At 64.7% G+C, this 22,388-nt stretch carries 21 protein-coding genes; 13 read left to right on the plus strand and 8 right to left on the minus strand.

Annotated features, from left to right (window positions below):
• From lptG to rsmA, 5 genes are all read left to right on the plus strand, one after another.
• Positions 1-1,083 carry an LPS export ABC transporter permease LptG gene (gene lptG, locus P9254_RS16775; protein ID WP_278056447.1) on the plus strand — a complete coding sequence of 361 codons (1,083 nt, stop codon included), beginning with the start codon at positions 1-3 and terminating at the stop codon, positions 1,081-1,083.
• Positions 1,083-3,497: an LPS-assembly protein LptD gene (locus tag P9254_RS16780; protein ID WP_066995713.1), complete on the plus strand. Its 2,415-nt coding sequence runs from the start codon at positions 1,083-1,085 to the stop codon at positions 3,495-3,497. The genes lptG and P9254_RS16780 overlap by 1 nt, the downstream gene beginning before the upstream one ends.
• A 206-nt stretch (positions 3,498-3,703) precedes the next feature.
• Positions 3,704-4,630 carry a peptidylprolyl isomerase gene (locus P9254_RS16785; protein ID WP_278056445.1) on the plus strand — a complete coding sequence of 309 codons (927 nt, stop codon included), beginning with the start codon at positions 3,704-3,706 and terminating at the stop codon, positions 4,628-4,630.
• A 79-nt stretch (positions 4,631-4,709) separates the two neighbouring features.
• Positions 4,710-5,744, plus strand: a complete 1,035-nt coding sequence (gene pdxA / locus P9254_RS16790) for a 4-hydroxythreonine-4-phosphate dehydrogenase PdxA (RefSeq protein WP_278056444.1) — start codon at positions 4,710-4,712, stop codon at positions 5,742-5,744.
• A complete protein-coding gene (gene rsmA / locus P9254_RS16795; protein ID WP_067330290.1) occupies positions 5,741-6,601 on the plus strand; it encodes a 16S rRNA (adenine(1518)-N(6)/adenine(1519)-N(6))-dimethyltransferase RsmA in 861 nt (286 codons plus the stop codon). The genes pdxA and rsmA overlap by 4 nt, the downstream gene beginning before the upstream one ends.
• Before the next feature lie 48 nt (positions 6,602-6,649).
• On the opposite strand, the gene gmk is transcribed toward rsmA, so the two are convergent.
• From gmk to fabD, 8 genes are all read right to left on the minus strand, one after another.
• Entirely contained in the window at positions 6,650-7,324 is a 675-nt protein-coding gene (gmk, locus tag P9254_RS16800) for a guanylate kinase (protein ID WP_066995702.1), read from the minus strand.
• A gap of 5 nt (positions 7,325-7,329) precedes the next feature.
• Entirely contained in the window at positions 7,330-8,220 is an 891-nt protein-coding gene (locus P9254_RS16805; protein WP_127242093.1) for a YicC/YloC family endoribonuclease, read from the minus strand.
• Positions 8,221-8,375: 155 nt separating this feature from the next.
• Positions 8,376-9,605 (minus strand): endolytic transglycosylase MltG, encoded by a 1,230-nt coding sequence (mltG, locus tag P9254_RS16810; protein ID WP_127216282.1) that lies wholly within the window; start codon positions 9,603-9,605, stop codon positions 8,376-8,378.
• Positions 9,606-9,708: 103 nt separating this feature from the next.
• Positions 9,709-10,971, minus strand: a complete 1,263-nt coding sequence (gene fabF / locus P9254_RS16815; RefSeq protein WP_067330280.1) for a beta-ketoacyl-ACP synthase II — start codon at positions 10,969-10,971, stop codon at positions 9,709-9,711.
• Positions 10,972-11,005: 34 nt separating this feature from the next.
• Positions 11,006-11,242, minus strand: a complete 237-nt coding sequence (locus P9254_RS16820; protein ID WP_006203723.1) for an acyl carrier protein — start codon at positions 11,240-11,242, stop codon at positions 11,006-11,008.
• A gap of 314 nt (positions 11,243-11,556) precedes the next feature.
• On the minus strand, positions 11,557-12,294 hold the full coding sequence (gene fabG, locus P9254_RS16825) for a 3-oxoacyl-[acyl-carrier-protein] reductase (protein WP_095779178.1): 738 nt from the start codon (positions 12,292-12,294) through the stop codon (positions 11,557-11,559).
• A gap of 105 nt (positions 12,295-12,399) precedes the next feature.
• Positions 12,400-12,519 (minus strand): hypothetical protein, encoded by a 120-nt coding sequence (locus P9254_RS29100; protein ID WP_278056440.1) that lies wholly within the window; start codon positions 12,517-12,519, stop codon positions 12,400-12,402.
• Positions 12,520-12,601: 82 nt separating this feature from the next.
• A complete protein-coding gene (fabD, locus tag P9254_RS16830) occupies positions 12,602-13,543 on the minus strand; it encodes an ACP S-malonyltransferase (protein WP_278056439.1) in 942 nt (313 codons plus the stop codon).
• Between the two features lie 257 nt (positions 13,544-13,800).
• Here fabD and P9254_RS16835 point away from each other — a divergent pair, with 257 nt between their 5' ends.
• The 8 genes from P9254_RS16835 (at position 13,801) to P9254_RS16870 (ending at position 22,278) form a co-directional block, all read left to right on the plus strand.
• Positions 13,801-15,747, plus strand: coding sequence for an LTA synthase family protein (locus P9254_RS16835; protein ID WP_095800082.1), 1,947 nt, complete (start codon positions 13,801-13,803; stop codon positions 15,745-15,747).
• A gap of 360 nt (positions 15,748-16,107) precedes the next feature.
• Positions 16,108-16,602 carry a 30S ribosomal protein S6 gene (rpsF, locus tag P9254_RS16840; RefSeq protein ID WP_066995640.1) on the plus strand — a complete coding sequence of 165 codons (495 nt, stop codon included), beginning with the start codon at positions 16,108-16,110 and terminating at the stop codon, positions 16,600-16,602.
• Complete coding sequence (gene rpsR / locus P9254_RS16845; protein ID WP_006203718.1) at positions 16,602-16,850, plus strand: 30S ribosomal protein S18; 249 nt, start codon at positions 16,602-16,604, stop codon at positions 16,848-16,850. The genes rpsF and rpsR overlap by 1 nt, the downstream gene beginning before the upstream one ends.
• A gap of 207 nt (positions 16,851-17,057) precedes the next feature.
• Positions 17,058-17,642: a 50S ribosomal protein L9 gene (gene rplI, locus P9254_RS16850; RefSeq protein ID WP_095779181.1), complete on the plus strand. Its 585-nt coding sequence runs from the start codon at positions 17,058-17,060 to the stop codon at positions 17,640-17,642.
• A gap of 230 nt (positions 17,643-17,872) precedes the next feature.
• A complete protein-coding gene (locus P9254_RS16855) occupies positions 17,873-19,156 on the plus strand; it encodes an SAM-dependent methyltransferase (RefSeq protein WP_067330259.1) in 1,284 nt (427 codons plus the stop codon).
• A gap of 71 nt (positions 19,157-19,227) precedes the next feature.
• Positions 19,228-19,551 (plus strand): YnfA family protein, encoded by a 324-nt coding sequence (locus P9254_RS16860; protein WP_127246213.1) that lies wholly within the window; start codon positions 19,228-19,230, stop codon positions 19,549-19,551.
• Between the two features lies 1 nt (position 19,552).
• The gene (locus tag P9254_RS16865; RefSeq protein WP_278056434.1) at positions 19,553-20,518 is read left to right on the plus strand and encodes a small ribosomal subunit Rsm22 family protein; all 966 of its coding nucleotides are present in this window, start codon (positions 19,553-19,555) and stop codon (positions 20,516-20,518) included.
• A 269-nt stretch (positions 20,519-20,787) separates the two neighbouring features.
• Entirely contained in the window at positions 20,788-22,278 is a 1,491-nt protein-coding gene (locus P9254_RS16870; RefSeq protein ID WP_127246215.1) for a replicative DNA helicase, read from the plus strand.
• Positions 22,279-22,388: the final 110 nt, after the last annotated feature.

The raw sequence follows: 22,388 nt of genomic DNA on the forward strand, positions 1-22,388 counted from the left end.
ATGGGCTGGACGCTGGGCCGCTATTTCTTCTTCCGCTACGTGTCGATCACTATCTGGTTCTTCCTCGGCCTTTTGGCGCTGGTATTCCTGATCGATTTCACCGAACTTTCGGGGCGCACGACCGGACTGCCGGGCTTCACCTACGGCACCGCCTTCGCCATTTCGGCGCTGAGGATGCCGATGATCATGCTGCAGACGGTGCCTTTCGTCGGGCTGTTTTCGGCGATGGCGACGCTGGTCTCGCTCAACCGCCGCTACGAGCTTGTCATCGCGCGCTCGGCGGGGGTTTCGGCCTGGCAGTTCCTGTTCCCGTGCTGCGTCGGCGCGCTGATGTTCGGGCTGCTGTCGGTCGGCGTGCTCAACCCGATCGCCGCGCACGGATTTTCCTGGTCGGAGCAGATGGAAAACCAGCTGCGCGCCGGCAAGTCGAACGCCGTCGCGGAGGACACGACGCCCTGGCTGAGGCAAAAGACCAACTACGGCGACACCATCATCGGCGCCCGCGCCATCCTCAACCAGGGGCTGGAGATGGCGGACGCGGTATTCTTCGTGCTCGACCAGCAGGGCAACATCGTCGAGCGCAAGGACGCCGCGCGCGCCTTCCTGCGCGACGGCTACTGGGAATTGCAGGACGTCAAGCTGTTCAAGGACGGCAACATCCGTGCCGAGGCTTCCGACCGCGTGGCCACCAACCTCAAGCCGGAATTCGTGCAGGAACGCCTGGCGCGCCCGGAAACCATTCCGTTCTACGAGCTGCCGGCAAAGATCGAGGTTGCCCGCTCCTTCGGCCTCAAGGCAAATGCCTTCGCCATGCAGTTTGATTCGCTGGTGGCGTTGCCGTTTCTCCTCGTCGCCATGACGCTGATTGCGGCAACAGTTTCAATGCGATTTGCGCGGATGGGGCAGTCGGCGACGATGATTCTGGGTGGCGTCCTGGCCGGCTTTCTGCTTTATGTCGTTTCGGTACTGGTCAAGGCATTCGGGGTCGCCGGATTCGTGCCTACAATGGTGGCTGCATGGGTTCCGGTTGTCGTGGCTATGTTCTTCGGGGTGACTTTTCTGCTATACAAGGAAGACGGCTAGTGAGGGAGGCTGGTTTGCGCAGCCATAGGCAGGCCGGCCTGGCACGCCTTTATGGGGCGACAGCCTTGGCATGTTTGTTCGCTTGCGTGGTACCGACGGTGCCGGCGCTGGCGCAGACCATCACGGCGAAGCCTGTTCCCTCCGGCACACAGATGCTGCTGGCCGCCGATACGCTCGTCTATGACAACGACAAGCACACCGTGACGGCCGTCGGCGGCGTGCAGATCGACTATGGCGGCAACAAGCTCGTCGCCCAGCGCGTGGTGTACAACCGCGATACCAAGCGCCTCGTCGCCAGCGGCGCCGTCGAGCTCATCAACAGCGACGGCACCAAGATCAATTCCGAGCATATCGACATCACCGACGATTTCGCCGACGGCTTCGTCAACGCGCTGCGCGTCGAGACCGTCGAGAAGGCCTATTTCGCCGCCGAAAGCGCCGAGCGCATGGGCGGCGTGCTGACCACATTCCACAACGGCATCTACACCGCTTGCGAGCCCTGCGAGGACAAGCCCGACTCGGCACCGACATGGCGCGTCAAGGCGAGGAAGATCATCTGGAACGGCGAGAAGAAGACGGTTCGCTTCGAAAATGCGAATTTCGAGTTCTTCGGCTATCCGCTTGCCTATTTGCCAGCCTTCGAGATCGCCGACCCGACGGTCAAGCGCAAGAGCGGCTTCCTGATTCCCGGCATCGTCTACAACAACAACCTCGGCGTCGGCCTCAAAGTACCCTACTATTTCGCGCTCTCGCCGACCTATGACCTGACCGTCACCGGCAGCGGCTACACCAAGCAGGGCTTCCTCGGCGAGGCCGAATGGCGGCAGCGCTTCAACAATGGCGAATACAGCCTGAAAATCGCCGGCATCAATCAGCAGGATCCGGACGCCTTCATCGGCACGGGCAATCGCTTTACCGTCGATTCGGGAGAGCCAAACGATCCCAACAAGTTCCGCGGCATGATGGGCACCAAAGGCCAGTTCGCCATCAACGAGCGCTGGAACTTCGGCTGGGACGTGCTGCTGCAGACCGATAAGAATTTTTCGCGCACCTATAACATCGACGGCTACAACGACCTCGTCCACCAGTCGTCGATCTATCTGACGGGCCTGAGCGACCGTAATTATTTCGACGTCAGGGCAATGCGATTCGAGGTGCAGGAAGACACGCTGTCCAGCGACCCGACGGCGCGCTCCGCCAAGCAGCCCTGGGTGCTGCCGTCGTTCGACTACGCCTATATTCCCGACATGTCGGTGGCGGGCGGGCAGTTGTCGCTCAATGTCAATGCGCGCGTCATCAGCCGGGACCGGCTGGACGCGGTGCTGGCCAATCCGCTCGACGACACTTCCATTAACAACGTGCGCGGCCTCGAGGGCCAGTCCAGCCGGTTGACGGCGGAGGCCGAATGGAAGCGCACCTTCACCACCGATGACGGACTGCAGCTGACGCCGCTGCTCGCCTTCCGTGGCGACGCCGGCTATGTGTCGACCACATCCGAATCGCTGGCGGCGGTCAACCAGATGGCGGCGAATCTCGGCGAGGATGTCGACATGCGCTCCTCGCTCGCCCGCTACATGGCCACGCTCGGCCTGGAGATGCGCTGGCCACTCCTGTTCTCGATGTCGAACTCCAGCCATGTCCTGGAACCGACAGCGCAGATCTTCGTGCGGCCGAACGAGCAATATGTCGGCGGGCTGGCCATTCCGAACGAGGACGCGCAGAGCTTCGTCTTCGACGCCACGACCCTGTTCGAGCGCGACAAGTTCTCCGGCTACGATCGCATCGAAGGCGGCACGCGCGCCAATGTCGGCTTCCGCTACTCCGGCGCCTATGGAAACGGCTGGGGCACCAACGCCATCTTCGGCCAATCCTACCAACTGGGCGGCGAGAACTCCTTCGACGCGCCGGACCTCGTCAATGTCGGCGCCTATTCAGGCCTGCAGACCGCCAAGTCCGACTATGTCGGCCTCATCGGCTTCAACAGCCCGAGCGGCTTCTCCGGCTCGCTCAGCGGCCGGTTCGACGAGCAGACATTCGAGGTCAGGCGCGCGGAGATCAAGGCGGCCTATTCCGGCCTGCCGGTTTCGCTCAGCGCCAAATATGCCTTCATCCAGGCGCAGCCGCTCTACGGCTTCGCCACGGACCGCCACGAGGTCACGCTCGGAGCCTCTACGCACCTGGCCGAGAGCTGGCGGGTCTTCGGCACCGGCACCTACGACCTGGAGACAAGCGTCCTGGTTAAGGACGGCGTCGGCTTCGCCTATAACGATTCCTGCTTCACCTATGTGATGACGTTCTCGCAGACGCGCGATACGGTCACCAAGGAGGTGTCGCAGAATATCGGCTTCAACCTGTCGTTCCGCACGCTCGGCGATTTCGGCTCGTCGACCAGCGGCGTCGACACGATCCAGTAAGCGGAGGCAGCGCCGGTCACGGCGTGCGCCGTCGCTGGCGTGAAGCTTGGTTTGGCGCGTGATCCTTCGAAAGTGGGGCCCATTCTCGGGGTCATGCGCCGGCGACATTGTTTCGCCGCATAGGACGGGCATGGGGTCGACCACATAGCGCATGCGTTCGGAGGACGTGCGGCGCCGTCGTGGCGGATAGGAATTGGGAAGGTGAGATGAGGAAATACCTGTTTTCGGCAGGATTCGCGCTGCTGGTGGCGGCGACCTCGGTTTCGATCGCGGCAATGACGCCGCCGGCATTCGCCAGCCAGATCAAATATGTCGTCAACAACATACCGATCACCACCGGCGACATCGCCCATCGCGCCGCATTCTTCAAGCTGCAGCGCAAGAAAGGCGACGCGGCCAAGGAAATGATCGACCAGACGCTGCGGCTTGCCGAGGCCAAGCGGCTCGGCATCCGCATCACCGACCAGCAGGTCGACGCCGCCTATCAGCGTTTTGCCTCCAACAACAAGATGCCGCTCGCGAAGCTCGACGCCGTCATGGCGCAGTCGGGCGTCACGAAGGAGCATTTCAAGGAGTTCATCCGCGCGCAGATGGCCTGGAACCAGGCGCTTGGCGCGCGCTACCGCTCCGGCGAGGGTGGCTCGGTGACTGAGCAGGATGCGGTCCGCCGCATGCTCGACAAGGGCGGCTCCAAGCCGAGCGCCACGGAATATATGCTGCAGCAGGTCATCTTCGTGGTGCCCGCTTCCGAGCGCTCGGCCACGCTTGCCAAGCGCAAGCGCGAGGCCGACGCCATGCGTGCCCGCTTCAACGGCTGCAACACCACGCGCGAATTCGCCAAAGGGCTGATCGACGTCACGGTGCGCGATCTCGGCCGCGTGCTGGCGCCGCAATTGCCGTCGGACTGGGCCGAACAGATCAAGGCGACCAAGGTCGGAGGGGCGACGCCGACGCGCGAGACCGAACGCGGCGTCGAGTTCATCGGTATCTGTTCCTCGCGCGAGGTTTCCGATGACAAGGCCGCCCAGATGGTGTTCCAGGCCGAAGGCGGCAGCAACGACAAGGACGCCGACGAGCTCAGCAAGAAATATGTCGAGGAACTGCGCAACAAGGCCACCATCGTCGAGCGATAGGCCGTTTTCGGCGCATGACAGAACAAGGCTCGAGCCACCCGCCCTGCTTCGAAGCAGATATGGCGCCCCACGTGACGCCATGAGCGCCAGTGGGACCGACGCGCCGCTGGCGCTCAGCGTCGGCGATCCATCCGGCATCGGGCCCGAGATCGCCATCACCGCCTGGCAGGCGGGCGACAGCGCCGGCGTGCCGCCCTTCTACCTGCTCGCCGATCCTGCCATGATCAAGGCGCGGGCGCGCGAGATCGGGGCCAACGTGGCGATCATGGAGACCCTGCCGGGGCAAGCGGCGCATCACTTTCCCCGCGCACTGCCTGTCGTGCCACTCTACGCCCGGCATCTGGACAGTCCCGGAAAGCCGAATTCGGCCAATGCCGCGGGCACCATCGAAGCGATCGACCGCGCCGTCGCCGACTGCCTCGCCGGCCGCGCCGCCGCGGTGGTCACCTGTCCCATCGCCAAGAAGCCGCTCTACGACGCCGGCTTTCGCTTTCCCGGCCACACCGAATACCTGGCGCATCTGGCCTCGCGCCACACCGGCGCCGAGGTGACGCCGGTGATGCTGCTTGCCGGGCCCGAATTGCGCACCGTTCCGGTCACCATCCACATCGCGCTTGCCGAGGTGCCGAAGGTTCTGACGAGCGAGCTGATCGTGGCCACAGGACGCATCACCGCGGCCGACCTCGAGAGCCGCTTCGGCATCGCGCGGCCCAGGCTCGCCATCGCCGGGCTCAATCCGCATGCCGGCGAAGGCGGCGCGATGGGCGCGGAGGATCTGTCGATCGTCCTGCCTGCCGTTGAGGCGCTTCAGGCCGAGGGCATCGACGCCGTCGGGCCGCTGCCGGCCGACACGATGTTCCATCCGCAGGCACGCGCCGGCTATGACGCAGCCCTTTGCATGTATCACGACCAGGCGCTGATCCCAGCCAAGACGCTGGGCTTCGACGAGGCCGTCAATGTGACGCTCGGCCTGCCCTTCATCCGCACCTCGCCGGACCACGGCACGGCGTTCGACATCGCCGGCAGGGGCATTGCACGCGCCGACAGCCTGATCGCGGCGCTGAGGCTGGCGCGCCGCCTCGCCGACAGCGGCCGCCGGACTGCGGCGGCATGAGGCTCGATTTGAGCGGGGGGCGCACGACCATCGACGGATTGCCGCCACTGCGCGAGGTGATCGAGCGCCACGGTTTGCAGGCGAAGAAAGCGCTCGGCCAGAACTTCCTGCTCGACCTCAATCTGACGAGCAAGATCGCGCGCGCGGCCGGCGACCTCAGCGAGACGACCGTGATCGAGGTCGGGCCCGGCCCAGGCGGGCTGACCCGGGCGCTGCTCTTCAACGGCGCCAAACGGGTGATCGCCATCGAGCGCGACGAGCGCTGTCTAGAAGCGTTGGCGCAGGTGTCCGGCCATTATCCAGGCCGGCTCGAGGTCATTCCCGGCGATGCGCTGAAGACGGATTTTGCCGCGCTTGCCGGCACGACGGACGGCAGCCCGGTGAAGATCGCCGCCAACCTGCCCTACAACATCGGCACGGAGCTTCTGATCCGCTGGCTGACGACGGCAGACTGGCCGCCCTTCTATCAATCGATGACGCTGATGTTCCAGCGCGAGGTGGCCGAGCGCATCACCGCAAGCCCGGGCAGCGGCGCCTATGGCCGGCTCGGCGTGCTTGCCGGCTGGCGCACCGAGGCAAAGATCGTCTTCGACGTGCCGCCGCAGGCTTTCACTCCGCCGCCGAAGGTCACGTCCTCGGTGGTGCATCTGGTGCCGCGTGCATCTCCCCTGCCCACCGACGGCAAGAGGCTGGGCCGCATCACCGAAGCCGCCTTCGGCCAGCGCCGCAAGATGCTGCGGCAAAGCGTGAAGAGCTTGGGCGGAGAAGCCCTGCTCACTCGCGCCGGCATCGACCCGACGCGCCGGGCCGAGACGCTGAGTGTGGAAGAGTTCGTAAGGTTGACGAACGCGGTGTAGCCTGCCGGCCTCCTGCTCCCCTTGTGGGAGAAGGGGAGGCACTGCCTCTCACTCCGTCTTCTCGTCCAGCAAGCCCGAGATGAAATCGAACAGGCCCGGCCGACGGTCGCGGCGCAGGCGCTCGGCTGTAACGATTGCACGCACCTCGGCAAAGGCGCGGTCGAGATCGTCATTGACGATGACGAAGTCATATTCCTTCCAGTGCTCGATCTCGACGCGGGCATTCTTCAGCCTGGTCTCGATGACCTGCTCCTGGTCCTCGGCGCGGCGCTTCAGGCGCGCCTTCAACTCCTTCATCGAAGGCGGCAGGATGAAGATCGAGACAATGTCGGCGCGCATCTTCTCCTTGAGCTGCTGGGCGCCCTGCCAGTCGATGTCGAACAGCATGTCGCGGCCTTCGGCAAGTGCTGCCTCGGCCGGCTCGCGCGGCGTCGCATAGAAATTGCCGTGCACCTCGGCCCATTCGAGCAGCGCGTCGGAATCGCGCAGCCGTTCGAACTCGCGCATGGTGCGGAAAAGATAATGGACGCCCTCGATCTCCGAGCCGCGACGCGGCCTGGTGGTGACGGAGACCGACAGCTCCAGGCTCGAATCGCTTTCCAGAAGATTGCGCGCAATCGTCGACTTGCCGGCGCCCGACGGCGACGACAGCACCAGCATCAGCCCGCGGCGGCGGATGCGGGACCCCAGATCCCTGGCGGCCGTAGGCTCCTTGGCAACCATCCCCGTCACTCCAGATTCTGAACCTGCTCGCGAAACTGGTCGACCACCGCCTTGAGCTCCAGCCCGATCGCGGTGACCGCGGCGGCATTCGACTTGGAACACAAGGTATTCGATTCGCGATTGAATTCCTGCGCCAGAAAATCGAGCTTGCGGCCGACGGCGCCGCCGCTGGAAAGCAGCGCGCGGCCCGATGCGACATGCGTCTTCAGCCGGTCGATCTCCTCGCGGATATCGGCCTTGGTGGCGAGGAAGGCCGCTTCCTGATGCAGACGGACCGCGTCGAGATTGGCCGACGCATCCATCAGCAGGCGGACCTGTTCGGTGATGCGCTCGCGGATCGCCGCCGGCTCGCGCGACGGGTCGGCCTCGGCCTTCAGCGTCAGCGCCTCGATGGCGTCGATATGGCCGGACAACAACTTGCGCAGCGCGGCACCTTCGCTCTGCCTTGCCTGCTCCAATCCGGCCAGCGCCATGTCCAGCGCCGACAGGATCGTCGCGTCGAGGGCGGCGCGCTCCTCCTCGGTCTCGACCGTCTCCAGGATGTCGAGCACGCCGCGCAGCGCCAGCAGACCGTCAGCCGTCGCCGGCGCGGTGCCGAACTGCTCCTGGAGGCGCTTGGCCAGTCCCGCCAGGTCCTTCAGGAACGCCTCGTTGACCACCGGCTGCGCCTGCTGGGCGGCGGCGCGCGCGACAGTCAGCGTTGCCTGGAAATTGCCGCGCGCGAAGCGCTTCTGCACGGTCTGCCTTACAGCGGGCTCCAGCCGGTCAAAACCCTGCGGCAGCCTCAGCCTGACCTCGACGCTCTTGCCGTTGACCGATTTGACTTCCCAGGCGATCGACGTGCCGTCGAGCTCAGCGACGGCTCGCGCGAAACCGGTCATGCTCTGCACGTTCATGATGCGTGTCACCCCTTGACGCAGGCCCGGCGCGATTGCCCGAGCATGCGCCCCTAGCAAGACGCCGGACCTCTGGCCAGCGTCGGATGTCCCCTCAAAACATGAATACGGCCCGGCGTCAAAGGAGGCGGGCCAGATCCGGCAATCAGCGCGGCCTACTGGGCCGCGTCGCCATTTTCGCCGCTGGCGCCTGCACTGGCACCGTCGTCGGGAGTGGCCGGCGCCGTCGTCTGGCCGGAGGCCTTGGCCGCCGCATCGGCCTGCTTCTTCTGCACCGCCCGATAGCGGGCGACGTTCTGGTTGTGCTCTTCCAACGTCGCGGCAAAGACATGGCCGCCATTGCCGTCGGCGACGAAATAAAGGTCGTCGGTCTTCGACGGATTGGCCACCGCCTCGAGTGCGGCGCGGCCCGGATTGGCGATCGGCGTCGGCGGCAGGCCCTTGATCAGATAGGTGTTATACGGCGTCTGCTTCTCGATGTCGGACTGATAGATCGGCCTGTCGGCCGGTTTGCCCTTGCCGCCGAAAAGGCCGTAGATGATGGTCGGATCCGACTGCAGCCGCATGCCCTTGGCGAGCCGGTTGAGGAAGACCGCGGCCACGCGCGAGCGCTCGTCGCCCCTGCCCGTCTCCTTCTCGACGATCGAGGCCAGGATGACGAAGTCCTCCATATTGGCGATCGGCAGGTCGGGCGCGCGATGCGTCCAGACGTCCTCGACCAGCTTCTTTTGGTCCGCGACCAGCTTGTCGACCATCTGCTGCCGAGTGGCGCCCCGCGTGAAGCGCAGCGTGTCGGTCGCGATGCTGCCCTCGGGCGGCATGGCCGCCGGCATGTCGCCGGTCAGCGCCTCCTGCTCGGCCACGCGCTGCAGCGCCTGCTCAACCGTGAGCCCCTCTGGGATGGTCAGCGAATACATTACCGACTTGCCGCTCTTGAACAGCTCCATGATGTCGCGCATCGAGGCGCGCGGCTTGATGGCGTATTCGCCGGCCTTCAGCGCGGAATCGTTGCCTGTGGCACGCACCCCCAGCCTGAAGATGCGCGCATCGCTGACCAGGCCGCGCCGCTCCAGCTGGTCGGCGATCTCCTGAACGCCGGTGTTCGGCTTGACCATGAAGGTGTCGCCATTGGCCGACGGACCCGGCTCAATGAAGGCCTGCATGCCGAAATAGAGTGCGGCACCCGAGGCAAGCACGACCAGGATGACCAACGAAAGGAAGAAATTCAGGAATACGACGACCTGGCTGCGCGACGCGCGCGAGCGTTTCGACGGCGGCGGCGTGCCAGCCTCGGGGCGCAGCGCCTCGGCGGCTGTCTTGGGCACGATCGGTCCTTGCGCCTGACGCTGTCCGAATTCTCCACCGCCGCCCGGATTTGTATTCATGGCGCCCTACCGTCTGATCTTGCAACGAATCCCCTAGCCGAAGTGTAGGGGCAAATTTGGCAAAAATGACGGCAGGCGGCGGACCTGCCGGTAGGCTGAATGTTCAGCCATCGTAACGTTGGAAGACGAGCGAGGCGTTGGTGCCGCCGAAGCCGAAGGAGTTCGACAGCGCCACATCGATCTGGCGCTGGCGCGGCTTGTTCGGCACGAGATCGATCGCCGTCTCGCGTTCCGGATTGTCGAGGTTGATGGTGGCGGGGGCAATGTTGTCGCGGATTGCGAGGATCGAGAAGATCGCTTCCGCGGCGCCCGCAGCGCCCAGCAGATGACCGATCGACGACTTGGTGGACGACATCGAGATCTTGGAAGCGGCATTGCCGACCAGCCGCTCCACGGCGCCGAGCTCGATCGTGTCGGCCATGGTCGAGGTGCCGTGCGCATTGATGTAGTCGATGTCGGCGGGCGAGAGCTTCGCCCGATTCAGCGCCGCCGCCATGCAGCGGAAGGCGCCGTCGCCGTCCTCGGCCGGGGCGGTGATGTGATAGGCATCGCCGGTCAGGCCGTAGCCGGTGACCTCGGCATAGATCTTGGCGCCGCGCGCCTTGGCGTGCTCGAGCTCCTCCAGGACGACGACGCCGGCGCCCTCGCCCATGACGAAGCCATCGCGGTCGCGGTCATAGGGGCGCGAAGCGATCTCGGGCGCATCGTTGCGCTCGGTGGAGAGCGCGCGGCACGCGGCGAAACCTGCCATCGAAAGCCGGGTGATCGGCGCTTCGGCGCCGCCGGCCACCATGACGTCGGCATCGCCCCAGATAATCAGCCGCGCGGCATCGCCGATGGCGTGCGCGCCCGTCGAGCAGGCGGTTACGACAGCATGGTTCGGGCCTTTCAGCCCGTGCCGGATGGAAACCTGGCCGGAGACCAGGTTGATGATCTGTCCGGGGATGAAGAACGGGCTGATGCGGCGCGGGCCGCGCTCCTTCAGGATCATCGCGTTCTCGGCGATGCCGTCGATGCCGCCGATGCCCGAACCGATCAGCACGCCGGTGGCGCACTGGTCCTCATGCGTCTCGGGCTTCCAGCCGGAATCGGCCAGCGCCTCGTCGGCCGCCGCGATGCCGTAGAGGATGAAGTCGCCGATCTTGCGCAGTTCCTTCGGCTCGAGCACGGCCTCGGGATTGAAGGTGCCGTTCGAGCCGTCGCCGCGCGGAATGACGTGGGCGATCTTGCAGGCAAGGTCGTCCACCTCGAATTCGGTGATGCGGCAGGCGGCGCTGCGGCCGGAAAGCAGTTCCTTCCAGCTGTGCTCGACACCCATGCCGAACGGCGAAAGCAGGCCAAGGCCCGTGACGACGACTCGCCTCATCGCAGGTCCTCCCCGGCGATACCCGCGGAAAGCCTCAGGCCGAGGCCTTATCGATATACTTCACGGCATCGCCGACAGTCAGGATGGTCTCGGCGGCGTCGTCTGGAATCTCGACGCCGAACTCTTCTTCGAACGCCATCACGAGTTCGACCGTATCGAGGCTGTCCGCGCCCAGATCGTCGATGAAGCTCGCCTGCTCCGTCACTTTGTCGGCATCGACGCCGAGATGCTCGATGACGATCTTCTTGACGCGCTCTGCGGTGTCACTCATTTGGGGCCTCGTCTTACGTTGTGTTGTCTTCGTTAGCGGGCGGAATGCCGCTAATCAAGCTGAAAGATGGTCTTGTGGGAAACGCAACGCCACAGGACCGGTTTTTGCCCGAACCGCCGGGTTGCCGGCCGCATTACACGAAAAACAGCGGGCGTCCAAGCCGAAATGGCTGTTTTCACAGGCGCCCGGGGCTCGGTCGCCCGGGTGTGTGAGATTCAGCTCAAGCCGAGCCGAAAATGGCGGCTTTCGAGGGCCGGAGCGGAAGCGCAGGAAGCCGCCGTTTGCAGGCCGGCATCACCTGAATCTCAAATACCCTAGATCATCGCCATGCCGCCATTCACGTGGATGGTCTGGCCGGTGACATAAGCCGCCTCATTGGAAGCGAGATAGGCGACGGCCGAGGCAACTTCGGCGCTGGTGCCCATCCGCCGCGTCGGAATCGCCGCCATGATGGTCTCTTTCTGCTTGTCGTTGAGCTTGTCGGTCATGGCCGATTCGATGAAGCCCGGGGCGACGCAGTTGACGGTGATGTTGCGGGTGGCGATCTCCTGCGCCAGCGACTTGGAAAAGCCGATCATGCCGGCCTTGGAGGCGCAGTAATTGGTCTGGCCGGGATTGCCGGTGACGCCGACCACCGAGGTGATGTTGATGATGCGGCCATGGCGGCGGCGCATCATCGGATGGGTGAGTTCACGAGTGAGCCGGAACACGGCGGTCAGGTTCACCTCGAGCACGGAATCCCAGTCGGCGTCCGACATGCGCACGAACAGGCCGTCCTTGGTGATGCCGGCATTGTTGACCAGGATGTCGACGCCTTCGAGATCGGCCTCCGCCTTCTGGCCGAGCGCCTTGACCGCGTCGCGGTTGGTCAGATCCGCCGGGAAGAGCTTTACGCGGTCGCCGAGCTCGCCAGCCAGCGTTTCCAGCTTCTCGACGCGGGTGCCGTGCAGGCCGACGATCGCGCCCTGGCTGTGCAGCACCCTGGCGATCGCCTCGCCGATGCCTCCCGATGCACCGGTGACGAGCGCCTTACGGCCGGTCAGTTCGAACATTGCTTCAACCTCATTCTTCCGGACGCCCCGCGAGCGACCCTCGTTCCGCATTTTGTCATGTTGTCCAGGCCATATCAGAAGTTCTCGGCGCTCACGACCGATTCTTCACCAAGCCTGGATCCGCTCCAGCACTTCCGCAGCCCAGTAATAGTCCTCGAGATCTTCGAGTCCACGTTCAACGAAGTCACGCAGGTATTCGGCTTTGCTTCGATCAGTCATCGCCACGAGATCGTCGAGGCGATGCTCGACTTCGGGAGAAAGACGGATGGAAGTAGGAATGCCGCACCTGCCAGCAAGAGTTTCCCGTTTATCCTAAAGTTGCCAGCGCCGCCTCGACTTCCGCGGCCGCGCCGATGGCGCCGGTCGCGATATCGCGGTTGATGCGTCGCGCCAAGCCCGACAGCACCTTGCCGGCGCCAACCTCGTAAAGCGTCGCGACACCTTTGGCGCCGAACCATTCCACCGTCTCGCGCCAGCGCACGCGGGCGACGACCTGCTCGACCAAGCGGCGGGCGATCTCATCCGGGTCGCTGGTCGGCGTGACCGAAACATTTGAGACGATGGGAACCACCGGCGCGCTTTTCGCGACCCCGCCCAGCGCCTCGCGCATGATATCGGCGGCTGGCGTCATCAATGCCGAGTGAAAAGGTGCCGAGACCTGCAGCATCAGCGCCCGCTTGGCACCCTTTTCCGCGCAGAGCTTCGCCGCCAGTTCGACGGCCGCCTTGGCGCCGGAAATCACCAGTTGGCCACCGCCATTGTCGTTGGCGATCTGACAGACAGAGCCTTGTGCCGCTTCGGCGCAGGCGGCTTCGACATCAGCCTGCTCCAGCCCGATGATGGCGGCCATGGCGCCCTCGCCCGCCGGCACCGCCGCCTGCATGGCGTTGCCGCGGGTGCGCAGCAGTCGCGCGGCATCGGCCACCGAAACGAAGCCGGCTGCGGCAAGCGCCGAATATTCGCCGAGGGAATGGCCTGCGACATAAGCCACCTTGTCCTTCAGCGAAAAACCGCGCGATTCCAGCGCCCTTACGGCCGCCAGCGACACCGCCATCAGCGCCGGCTGGGCATTGGCCGTCAGCGTCAGCGTTTCTTCCGGCCCTTCCCAGATCAGCTTCGACAGTCTCTCGCCGAGCGCCTCATCGACTTCCTCGAAGACGCGGCGCGCCTCGGGAAAGGCATCGGCGAGGTCCTTGCCCATGCCGACGGCCTGGCTGCCCTGTCCCGGAAAGGTGAATGCGACGGCCATGTTAGCGTCTCCAGCGGCTGGTTTTTCCCTGCCTCTGGCGCAAGGCGGACGGCCAAGTCAAGCCCGCAGGCACCAGTTCAGCAGCTGTTCCAGCCGGGAGAACGGCCGAGTTCCCTGTTCTGAAAGGCTTTTTGGCGATCACACCTGATGAAAACCGCTCACGAATCGTTTGCTGGCTCTTCTTATTTCCGCCACAGGCGCTAGCTTTGTGTGACATTTCGATGACAGTGGCGTGACGCGAGTGGAAGACGCGTGACATGGGCCGGGGAAGCAAAGTGGCTAGGATCAGGAAAGGCGCGGCCAAACCCGCGCCGCAATTTTTGGAAGACGATCCGTCCACCGGCTATCTGCCGGGGCGCAGATGGCCGATTGTCCGCTACGGCCTGGCGACGCTGCTTGCCTCCGCCCTTCTGGTGTTCGCCATCGAATGGATCGTGCGCGGCGACTTCTTCGGCACCGTCGACTTCTTCCTGCAGCCCTTCAAGCCCGGCTGGACCACCATCATCGTCTTTTCGCTGGTGCTGATCGGGCTCGACGCCATTCTCGGCCGCAGCCATCAAAGCCTGATGATCGTCGCGCCGGTGACATTGGCATTGGCCTTTGTCGGTCACCAGAAATCGCACTATCTGGGCGATCCGCTCTACCCGACCGATTTCCTCTATGCCCGCCAGATCATGGCGCTGATGCCGCTTCTGGTGCGCGAGCGCCCCTGGACGGCCGTGCTGCTTGCGGCGGCGATCGTCGCCAGCCTCGCGCTGCTCGTCTATGGCTGGCGGCTCTGGCGCCGGCGTGTGCCGATCCTCAGCCGCAAGGGACGGCTGGCGCGCTTGACGCTTGCCGTGCCGCTGCTCGCCTTCTTCGTCTCGATCATGGACTACGCCACCTTCTCGTGGACGCGCGACAGGCTGCAGATCATCCCGATCATGTGGGACCAGAAGGAGAACTATGCCTCCAACGGCTTCGCGCTCGCCTTCGCGCTCAACGTGCCGATGGCGCATGTCTCGGCCCCGCCCGGCTATTCCGAGAAGACGATGGATGCGATCGCGCGTCCCGGGGTTGCCGCCTCGGTGCCCGACCAGAAGCCCGATATCATCGTGGTGATGAGCGAATCCTTCTGGGATCCGACGGAGCTCCCCGGCGTCAGCATCAAGCCCGATCCGATCCCGACGGTGCGCGCGCTGCGCTCGGGCTCGATGTTCTCGCCGGAATTCGGCGGCATGACCGCCAATATCGAGTTCGAGGCGCTGACCGGCTTCTCCAACGCCTTCCTGCCGGCGGGCTCGATTCCCTATCAGCAATATGTGCGCACGCCGACGCCGTCGCTGGCGACTTTCCTGAAGAGCGAAGGCTATAGGGCGCGCGCCATCCACCCGGGCACCAACTGGTTCTGGAACCGGGGCGCCGTCTACGCCGATTTCGGCTTCAGCGACTTCCGCTCGGAAGAGACGCTGCCGCCGATGGAGAAGCGCGGGCCGCTGGCCTCCGACGCGGCTATGACCGACGAGATCATGCGCGAGGCCGAGGCCAGCCAAGAGCCGGTATTCCTGTTCGCGGTCAGCCTGCAGAACCACGGGCCCTACGAGCCCTACCGCTATTACAATCCGACCCATAGCGTCGACGCGCCGATCAGCACGTGGGCGCGGGAATCGCTGCTCTCCTACGCCGAAGGCTCGGCCGACGCCGATCGCGGCCTGCAGCGCCTGATCGACTGGGCGAAGAAGCGCGAGCGGCCGACCATCATCGCCTTCTTCGGCGACCACTTGCCGCCGCTCGGCCCGGTGTATGTCGAGACCGGCTTCCTCAAGGACAATGTCGCGCCGCGCAAGGAGCCGACGCCCGAGGCGGCGCTCGAGCATCACGACACGCCGCTGATCATCTGGTCGAACCGCTCCGGTCCGGTCGAGAATCTGGGCTCGGTGAGCCCCGCCTTCCTGCCCTATCATATCCTGACTACGGCCGGGATCACCCACCCCTATTACACCGGCTTCCTCGGCGCGCTGCGCGAGCACTACCGGGTGGTCGACCGCAACCTTTTGCTGTCGCCCTCCGGCGAGGCGACGCCCGACTGGGCGCGGCAGAAGAAGATCGATCCGAAGATCAACGATTTCCGGCTGATCCAGTACGACATGATGTTCGGCAAGCGCCGGGTCGCGCCCGACTTCTTCCCCGAGACGGTAGTCCCGCTCGTCGCGCATATGAGCTGAGTGGATCGCCTTCCGACGAAATGGCTGACCTGCGGCCGGCGGGTCAGCCAATTCCCACAAGCGTCGCCAGGCCTGCGACACTGCGGAGCCGCCGGCCCTCTCTGCCGCCCTTGCCTTCCTCACGAATTGCTGTATAGACGCCGGCAATCTGCCGGTCCTTGCTGGGGGCTGAACGGAGGGCCGTGGCCTTAGAGGGCCGCGTCATGAAGCCAGAAGCGCTTTGGGCCTCCCGTGTCTCCGCTCTCGACCGTCTCGTGATGCTCCTTTCTTCCCCGCGCGCCTTTGCGACCGGGTCAGACAAGTTGCAGAGGCTTAGCCGCGAGGGCCGGTGAGAGAAACGAAGAAAGGCAGAAAAACATAATGGCTCTTTACGAACATGTGTTTCTTGCCCGGCAGGACCTGTCGCAGCAGCAGGTTGATGCGCTTGTCGAACAGTACAAGGGCGTCATCGCCGCCAATGGCGGATCGGTCGGCCGGATCGAGAACTGGGGACTGAAGTCCCTCACCTACCGGGTCAAGAAGAACCGGAAGGCTTACTACACGCTGATGGACATCAACTGCCCGCCAGCCGCGCTCAACGAAATGGAGCGCCAGATGGGCCTGTCGGAAGACGTGCTGCGCTTCCTCACCATCAAGGTCGAGGCGCATGAGGAAGGCCCCTCGGCGATGATGCAGAAGCGCGAAGAGCGCTCCGAGCGCGGCGGCTTCGGCGACCGCGACCGTGGCGACCGTGGCCCGCGTTCGTTCGGCGACCGCGACCGCGGCGACCGTGGCCCGCGCTCGTTCGGCGACCGTGATGGCGGCGACCGTGGTCCGCGCCGCCCGCGCGAAAACGTTGAAGGGGGTGCAGAATAATGGTCGACATCAACCAGATCCCGACCCGGCGTCCGTTCCATCGCCGCCGCAAGACCTGCCCGTTCTCCGGCGCCAACGCTCCGAAGATCGACTACAAGGACGTGCGTCTGCTGCAGCGCTACATTTCTGAGCGCGGCAAGATCGTGCCGTCGCGCATCACCGCCGTCAGCCAGAAGAAGCAGCGCGAGCTCGCCAAGGCGATCAAGCGCGCCCGCTTCCTCGGCCTGCTGCCCTACGTGGTTCGCTAAGCTATTGATGCGGGCGGCTTGCCGCCCGCTTCGGCCCACGGCGACGGGCGCCGCGACGGGCAGGCTCAAATCCCGAGTTGAGGCCATAAACCTCTAACTGCCGAAACAGGCAGGACAGCGACACCGGCGAAGACGCCATTTGCTTCCTGACCTGTTCCCAAAGAATCCGCCGTCATCCGCGATGGCGCCAACCAAAGGAACGAAACCATGGAAGTCATTCTCCTCGAGCGCATTTCCCGCCTCGGCCAGATGGGCGAAACCGTCAAGGTCAAGGATGGGTTCGCCCGCAACTTCCTGCTGCCGCAGGGCAAGGCGCTGCGCGCCAACGAAGCCAACAAGAAGAAGTTCGAGGGCCAGCGCGCCCAGCTCGAAGCCCGCAACCTCGAGCGCAAGTCGGAGGCTGCGCAGATCGCCGAGAAGCTCGACGGCAAGAGCTTCATCGTCGTGCGCTCGGCCGGCGAGACCGGCCAGCTCTACGGCTCGGTGTCGACCCGCGACATCGCCGAACTGCTGACCGCCGAGGGCTTCTCCGTCAGCCGCAACCAGATCGAGCTCAACCAGCCGATCAAGACCATCGGCCTCTCCAACGTGGCGATCGCGCTGCATCCTGAAGTCGAGGTCACGGTGACGCTCAACGTCGCCCGCTCGGCCGATGAGGCGGAGCGCCAGGCCAAGGGCGAGACGCTGACGACGGCCGAAGCCATCTATGGCGAAGACATCAACGACAACGCCCGGCCGGAAAACTTCTTCGATCCGAACGCCGAATTCGAAGGCGGCGAGGACAACGCCTGATCGACAAGGCAGGAGCCGCGCTCCGGCTCCTCCTGCGTCCAGCGCCGACTGGACCAACGCCCGGGTCTTCGACCCGGGCTTTTTTGTGCCAATAGGAACTTTTCTAATCCCTATATCTTGTTGCAGATTACGGCGTGGCGCGTCGATTGGACGCGGGCGATGCGCTGTGGCACTTTCGATTTGGCATTCGGTCCGACTGCCGGATGGTCCGTCTGAGGGGACATTTGGTCATGAACATCCTGTTGAAACACGTTCTCGAACGGCTGGTGCGGACCGGCGACCTCAAAGTGACCGGGCCGAAAGGCACGACGCATAAGTTCGGCGACGGCAGCGGCGAACCGGTACACATCCACATCAAGACCATGCATGCCGAGCGCGCGATCACCTTCGATCCGATGCTGGCCGTGCCCGAAGCCTATATGGATGGCGAACTGGACATCCCCGAGGGCGGCGTCCTCGGGGTGATGCGGATCGCTTTCCAGAACATGGGCAGCGGCGGCATCGACGTGACCTGGTCGAAGGCCATCGAAGGTCTGCGCCATGCCTTCCGCCGCCTGCAGCAGATCAACACGGCGTCGAGATCTCGCCGCAACGTGCAGCGCCACTACGACCTCTCCGGCGAACTCTACAAGCTCTTCCTCGACGAGGACATGCAGTATTCCTGCGCCTATTTCGAACAGCCCGACATGACGCTGGACGAAGCGCAGGTCGCCAAGAAGCGCCACATCGCCGCCAAGCTGAGACTCAAGGCCGGCCAGACGGTGCTCGATATCGGCTCCGGCTGGGGCGGCCTCGGGCTTTATCTCGCCAAGGCCTTCGACGTCGACGTGCAGGGCGTGACGCTATCCACCGAGCAGCAGAGCGTCTCCACCGACCGCGCACATGCACTGGGCCTGCAGGACCGCGCGCATTTCGACCTCAAGGATTATCGCGCGCTCAACGAACGCTTCGACCGCATCGTCTCGGTCGGCATGTTCGAGCATGTCGGCGTCAACCACTACCGGACTTTCTTCGACAAGGCGGCGACGCTGCTCAAGCCCGACGGCGTGATGCTGCTCCACACCATCGGCCGGTCCGGCGTGCCGTGGGCGACCAGCGCCTTCATCCGCAAATACATCTTCCCAGGCGGCTACGTCCCGTCGATGTCGGAAGTGCTGCCCGCGATTGAGAAATCAGGCCTTATCGTCACGGACATCGAGATTCTCAGGCTTCACTACGCCGACACGCTAAAGCATTGGGGCCAGCGCTTTGCCGCCAACCGCGACAAGGCGAAGGCTATCTATGACGAGCGCTTCTGCCGCATGTGGGAGTTCTACCTCGCGGCCTCGGAAGCCGCCTTCCGCTGGCAGGACCTGGTGATCTTCCAGTTCCAGATCGCCAAGAAGAACGACACGCTGCCGATGACGCGCGACTATATGGCCAAATGCGAGAAGGCGCTGGAATTGCGCGACCTCGGCCATCAGGAGCCGGCGACGCCCGCCGTCAAGCCGACCCGCCGCAAGAAGGTGGAATAGAACGGCGGCGATTGCCGCTTGCCATTGCGGCCTGACGCCACGAAAAAGGTCTCGTTCGCGAGGCCTTTTTCATGAACTACCTAATCTACATCGCGGCGGCACTTGCCGAGATCGCCGGCTGCTTTTGCTTCTGGGCCTGGTGGCGGCTGGGGAAGTCGCCGCTCTGGCTGGTGCCAGGTCTGGCGTCGCTGGCATTGTTCGGCTTCCTTTTGGCGCTGGTCGACACGAGCGCCGCCGGTCGCGCTTACGCCGCCTATGGCGGCATCTACATTGGCGCTTCGCTCGGCTGGCTTTGGCTAGCCGAAGGCGTGCGCCCCGACCGTTTCGACCTCGCCGGCGCCGCGCTCTCGATCGTCGGCGCCTCGGTGATCCTGCTCGCGCCAAGAGGAGCCTGAATTGGAACTGCCCACCGCGCTCCGGCAAGGCGTCGACAGCCTGCTCGAAAAAGTACCGCTGCCGGCGCTGAAACAGGCCGCGAGAACGCTTTCGGAACGCTATCGCGCTGAGTTGCGTGACGGCCGCCTGCATATGGGCGAAGACATGGCGGTGAAGGCTTACCTGGCGACCAGGCTGCCCGCCACCTATGCCGCCGTTCGCACTTGCCTGGACGCGCTGGCGGACGCCCGTCCGGATTTCCAGCCGAAAAGCCTGCTCGATATCGGCGCCGGTCCTGGCACCATGCTTTGGGCCACGGCCGATACCTGGCCGGAGCTCGAACGGGCGGTTCTGGTCGAGGCAAGCGCGGCGGTGCGCAAGGTCGGCCAGTCGCTGGCCGCCGGCGCGATCGCTGCCCGCGCGAGCTGGGTAGCCGGCGACGCCACCATCGATCTCGACGGTTTCGACCCGGCGGACTTGATCAGCGTCGCCTATGTGCTCGACGAGATCGCGCCGGCCTCGCTGCCAAAACTCGTCGACCGGCTCTGGCGATTGACGGCCGACACGCTGCTGATCGTCGAGCCCGGCACGCCGGCCGGCTGGCAGCGTATCCTTGCCGCGCGCCGGCAGCTCATCGAAGCTGGCGCGCATGTCTCGGCGCCCTGCCCGCACGAGGCGCCCTGCCCGCTCGCTCCGCCAGACTGGTGCCATTTCTCGCGCCGCGTCGCGCGTTCGCGGCTGCATCGGCTCGCCAAGGACGCCGACGTGCCGTGGGAGGACGAGAAGTTCATCTACCTCGCCGCCTCACGTCTGCCGGCGCCGGCGCGCGCGTCACGGGTGATCGCGCCGCCAAAGGGCGGTTCGGGCAAAGTCGTGCTCAAGCTCTGCCAGCCCAACGGCCATGCCGGCGAGCGCCTCTCCAGCAAGCGCGACGGCGATGTCTTCAAGGCGGCGAGGCGGGCGGACTGGGGCGACACGCTTGGCTGAGCCGCTTGTGATTCAGGGGCGAGGCGACACGGCGCAGACAAGCTTGCCACGACTGACATAGCCGGCATCGCATTTTCCTGTTTTGTTCTCGTTCGAGGCCCGCTAGGGTTGCGCACTTCGATTCGAGTCAATGACGATTCTTTCCACGGAAAAATTTCGGTTGTGAATCGCGAGCATCGAAGCCGGTTGGAACCTCACTGTTGCAGATAAGTCAGCACCGATTTTTCCAGTTCTGATATCGAGGAAGCGGGATCGAAATCGGGGACATCATGGCTGAAGCAGCGCGCAAGCTCGGCGTGGCGGAGCAACCGCTCTACCGCGAGGCACCGAACAACATCGAGGCCGAGCAGGCGCTGCTTGGCGCAATTCTGGTCAACAACGACGCCTTCTACCGCGTCTCGGATTTCCTCAAGGCCGCGCATTTCTATGAGCCGCTGCACCGCAAGATCTTCGAGGTCGCGGCCGAGCTCATCCGCATGGGCAAGATCGCAACGCCGATCACGCTGAAGACCTTCCTGCCGGCGGAAGAGAAGGTCGGCGACATGACCGTGGCGCAGTATGTCGTGCGGCTCGCCGTCGAGGCGGTCACCGTCGTCAACGCCGCCGATTACGGACGCGCCATCTACGACCTCGCCACCCGCCGGGCGCTGATCACCGTCGGCGAAGACATGGTCAACATCGCCTATGACGCGCCGGTCGACATGTCGCCGTCGGAGCAGATCGAGGACGCCGAGCGGCGCCTGTTCGAGCTCGCGGAGACCGGCCGCTACGACGGCGGCTTCGAGAGCTTCAACGACGCGGTCAAAACCGCCGTCGACATGGCCAACGCCGCCTATATGCGCGACGGCCATCTGTCAGGCATCGCCACGGGGCTGCGCGACCTCGACCGCCGCATGGGCGGCCTGCAGCCTTCCGACCTGATCGTGCTTGCCGGGCGCCCCGGCATGGGCAAGACCTCTCTGGCCACCAACATCGCCTTCAATATCGCCGAGGCCTATCAACCGGCGCAGCAGGCCGACGGCACCTTCAAGGCGGCCAATGGCGGCGTGGTCGGCTTCTTCTCGCTCGAAATGTCGTCGGAACAGCTCGCCACCCGCATCATCTCCGAGCAGACCGAAATCTCGTCATCGAAGATCCGCCGCGGCGAGATCTCCGAGATGGATTTCGAGAAGCTGGTCGCCTGCTCGCAGACGATGCAGAAGATCCCGCTGTTCATCGACCAGACCGGCGGCATCTCGATCGCGCAGCTCTCCGCGCGGGCGCGGCGGCTGAAACGCCAGCGCGGCCTCGACCTCATCGTCATCGACTATATCCAGCTGATGCAGGGCTCGAGCGCGCGCGCCTCGCAGAACCGCGTGCAGGAAATCACCGAAATCACCACGGGCCTGAAGGCTCTAGCCAAGGAGCTCGGCGTGCCGATCATCGCGCTGTCGCAGCTGTCGCGTCAGGTCGAAAGCCGCGACGACAAGCGCCCGCAGCTCTCGGACCTGCGTGAATCCGGTTCGATCGAGCAGGACGCCGACGTGGTGCTGTTCGTCTACCGCGAGGAATACTACCTCAAGAACCGCGAGCCGAAGCTCGGCACCGACGAATACATCAAGTGGGAAAACGAGATGAACGAGGCGCGCGGCAAGGCCGAGTGCATCGTGGCCAAGCAGCGTCACGGACCGACCGGCACCGTCAGCCTCGCCTTCCATGGCGAATTCACGCGGTTCTCGGACCTGGCCGAGGAGCATCATTTGCCGGAGAGGTTTGAGTAGTTTTTGGCCCACGTCAGCGCTCCGTCACACCCCCCTCTGTCCTGCCGGACATCTCCCCCGCAAGGGGAGAGATTGGCTGTTGCCACGACCTTCGCCAATCACCGCCGTTG

The sequence above is a fragment of the Mesorhizobium sp. WSM4983 genome, assembly GCF_029625765.1.
GTDB lineage: Bacteria > Pseudomonadota > Alphaproteobacteria > Rhizobiales > Rhizobiaceae > Mesorhizobium.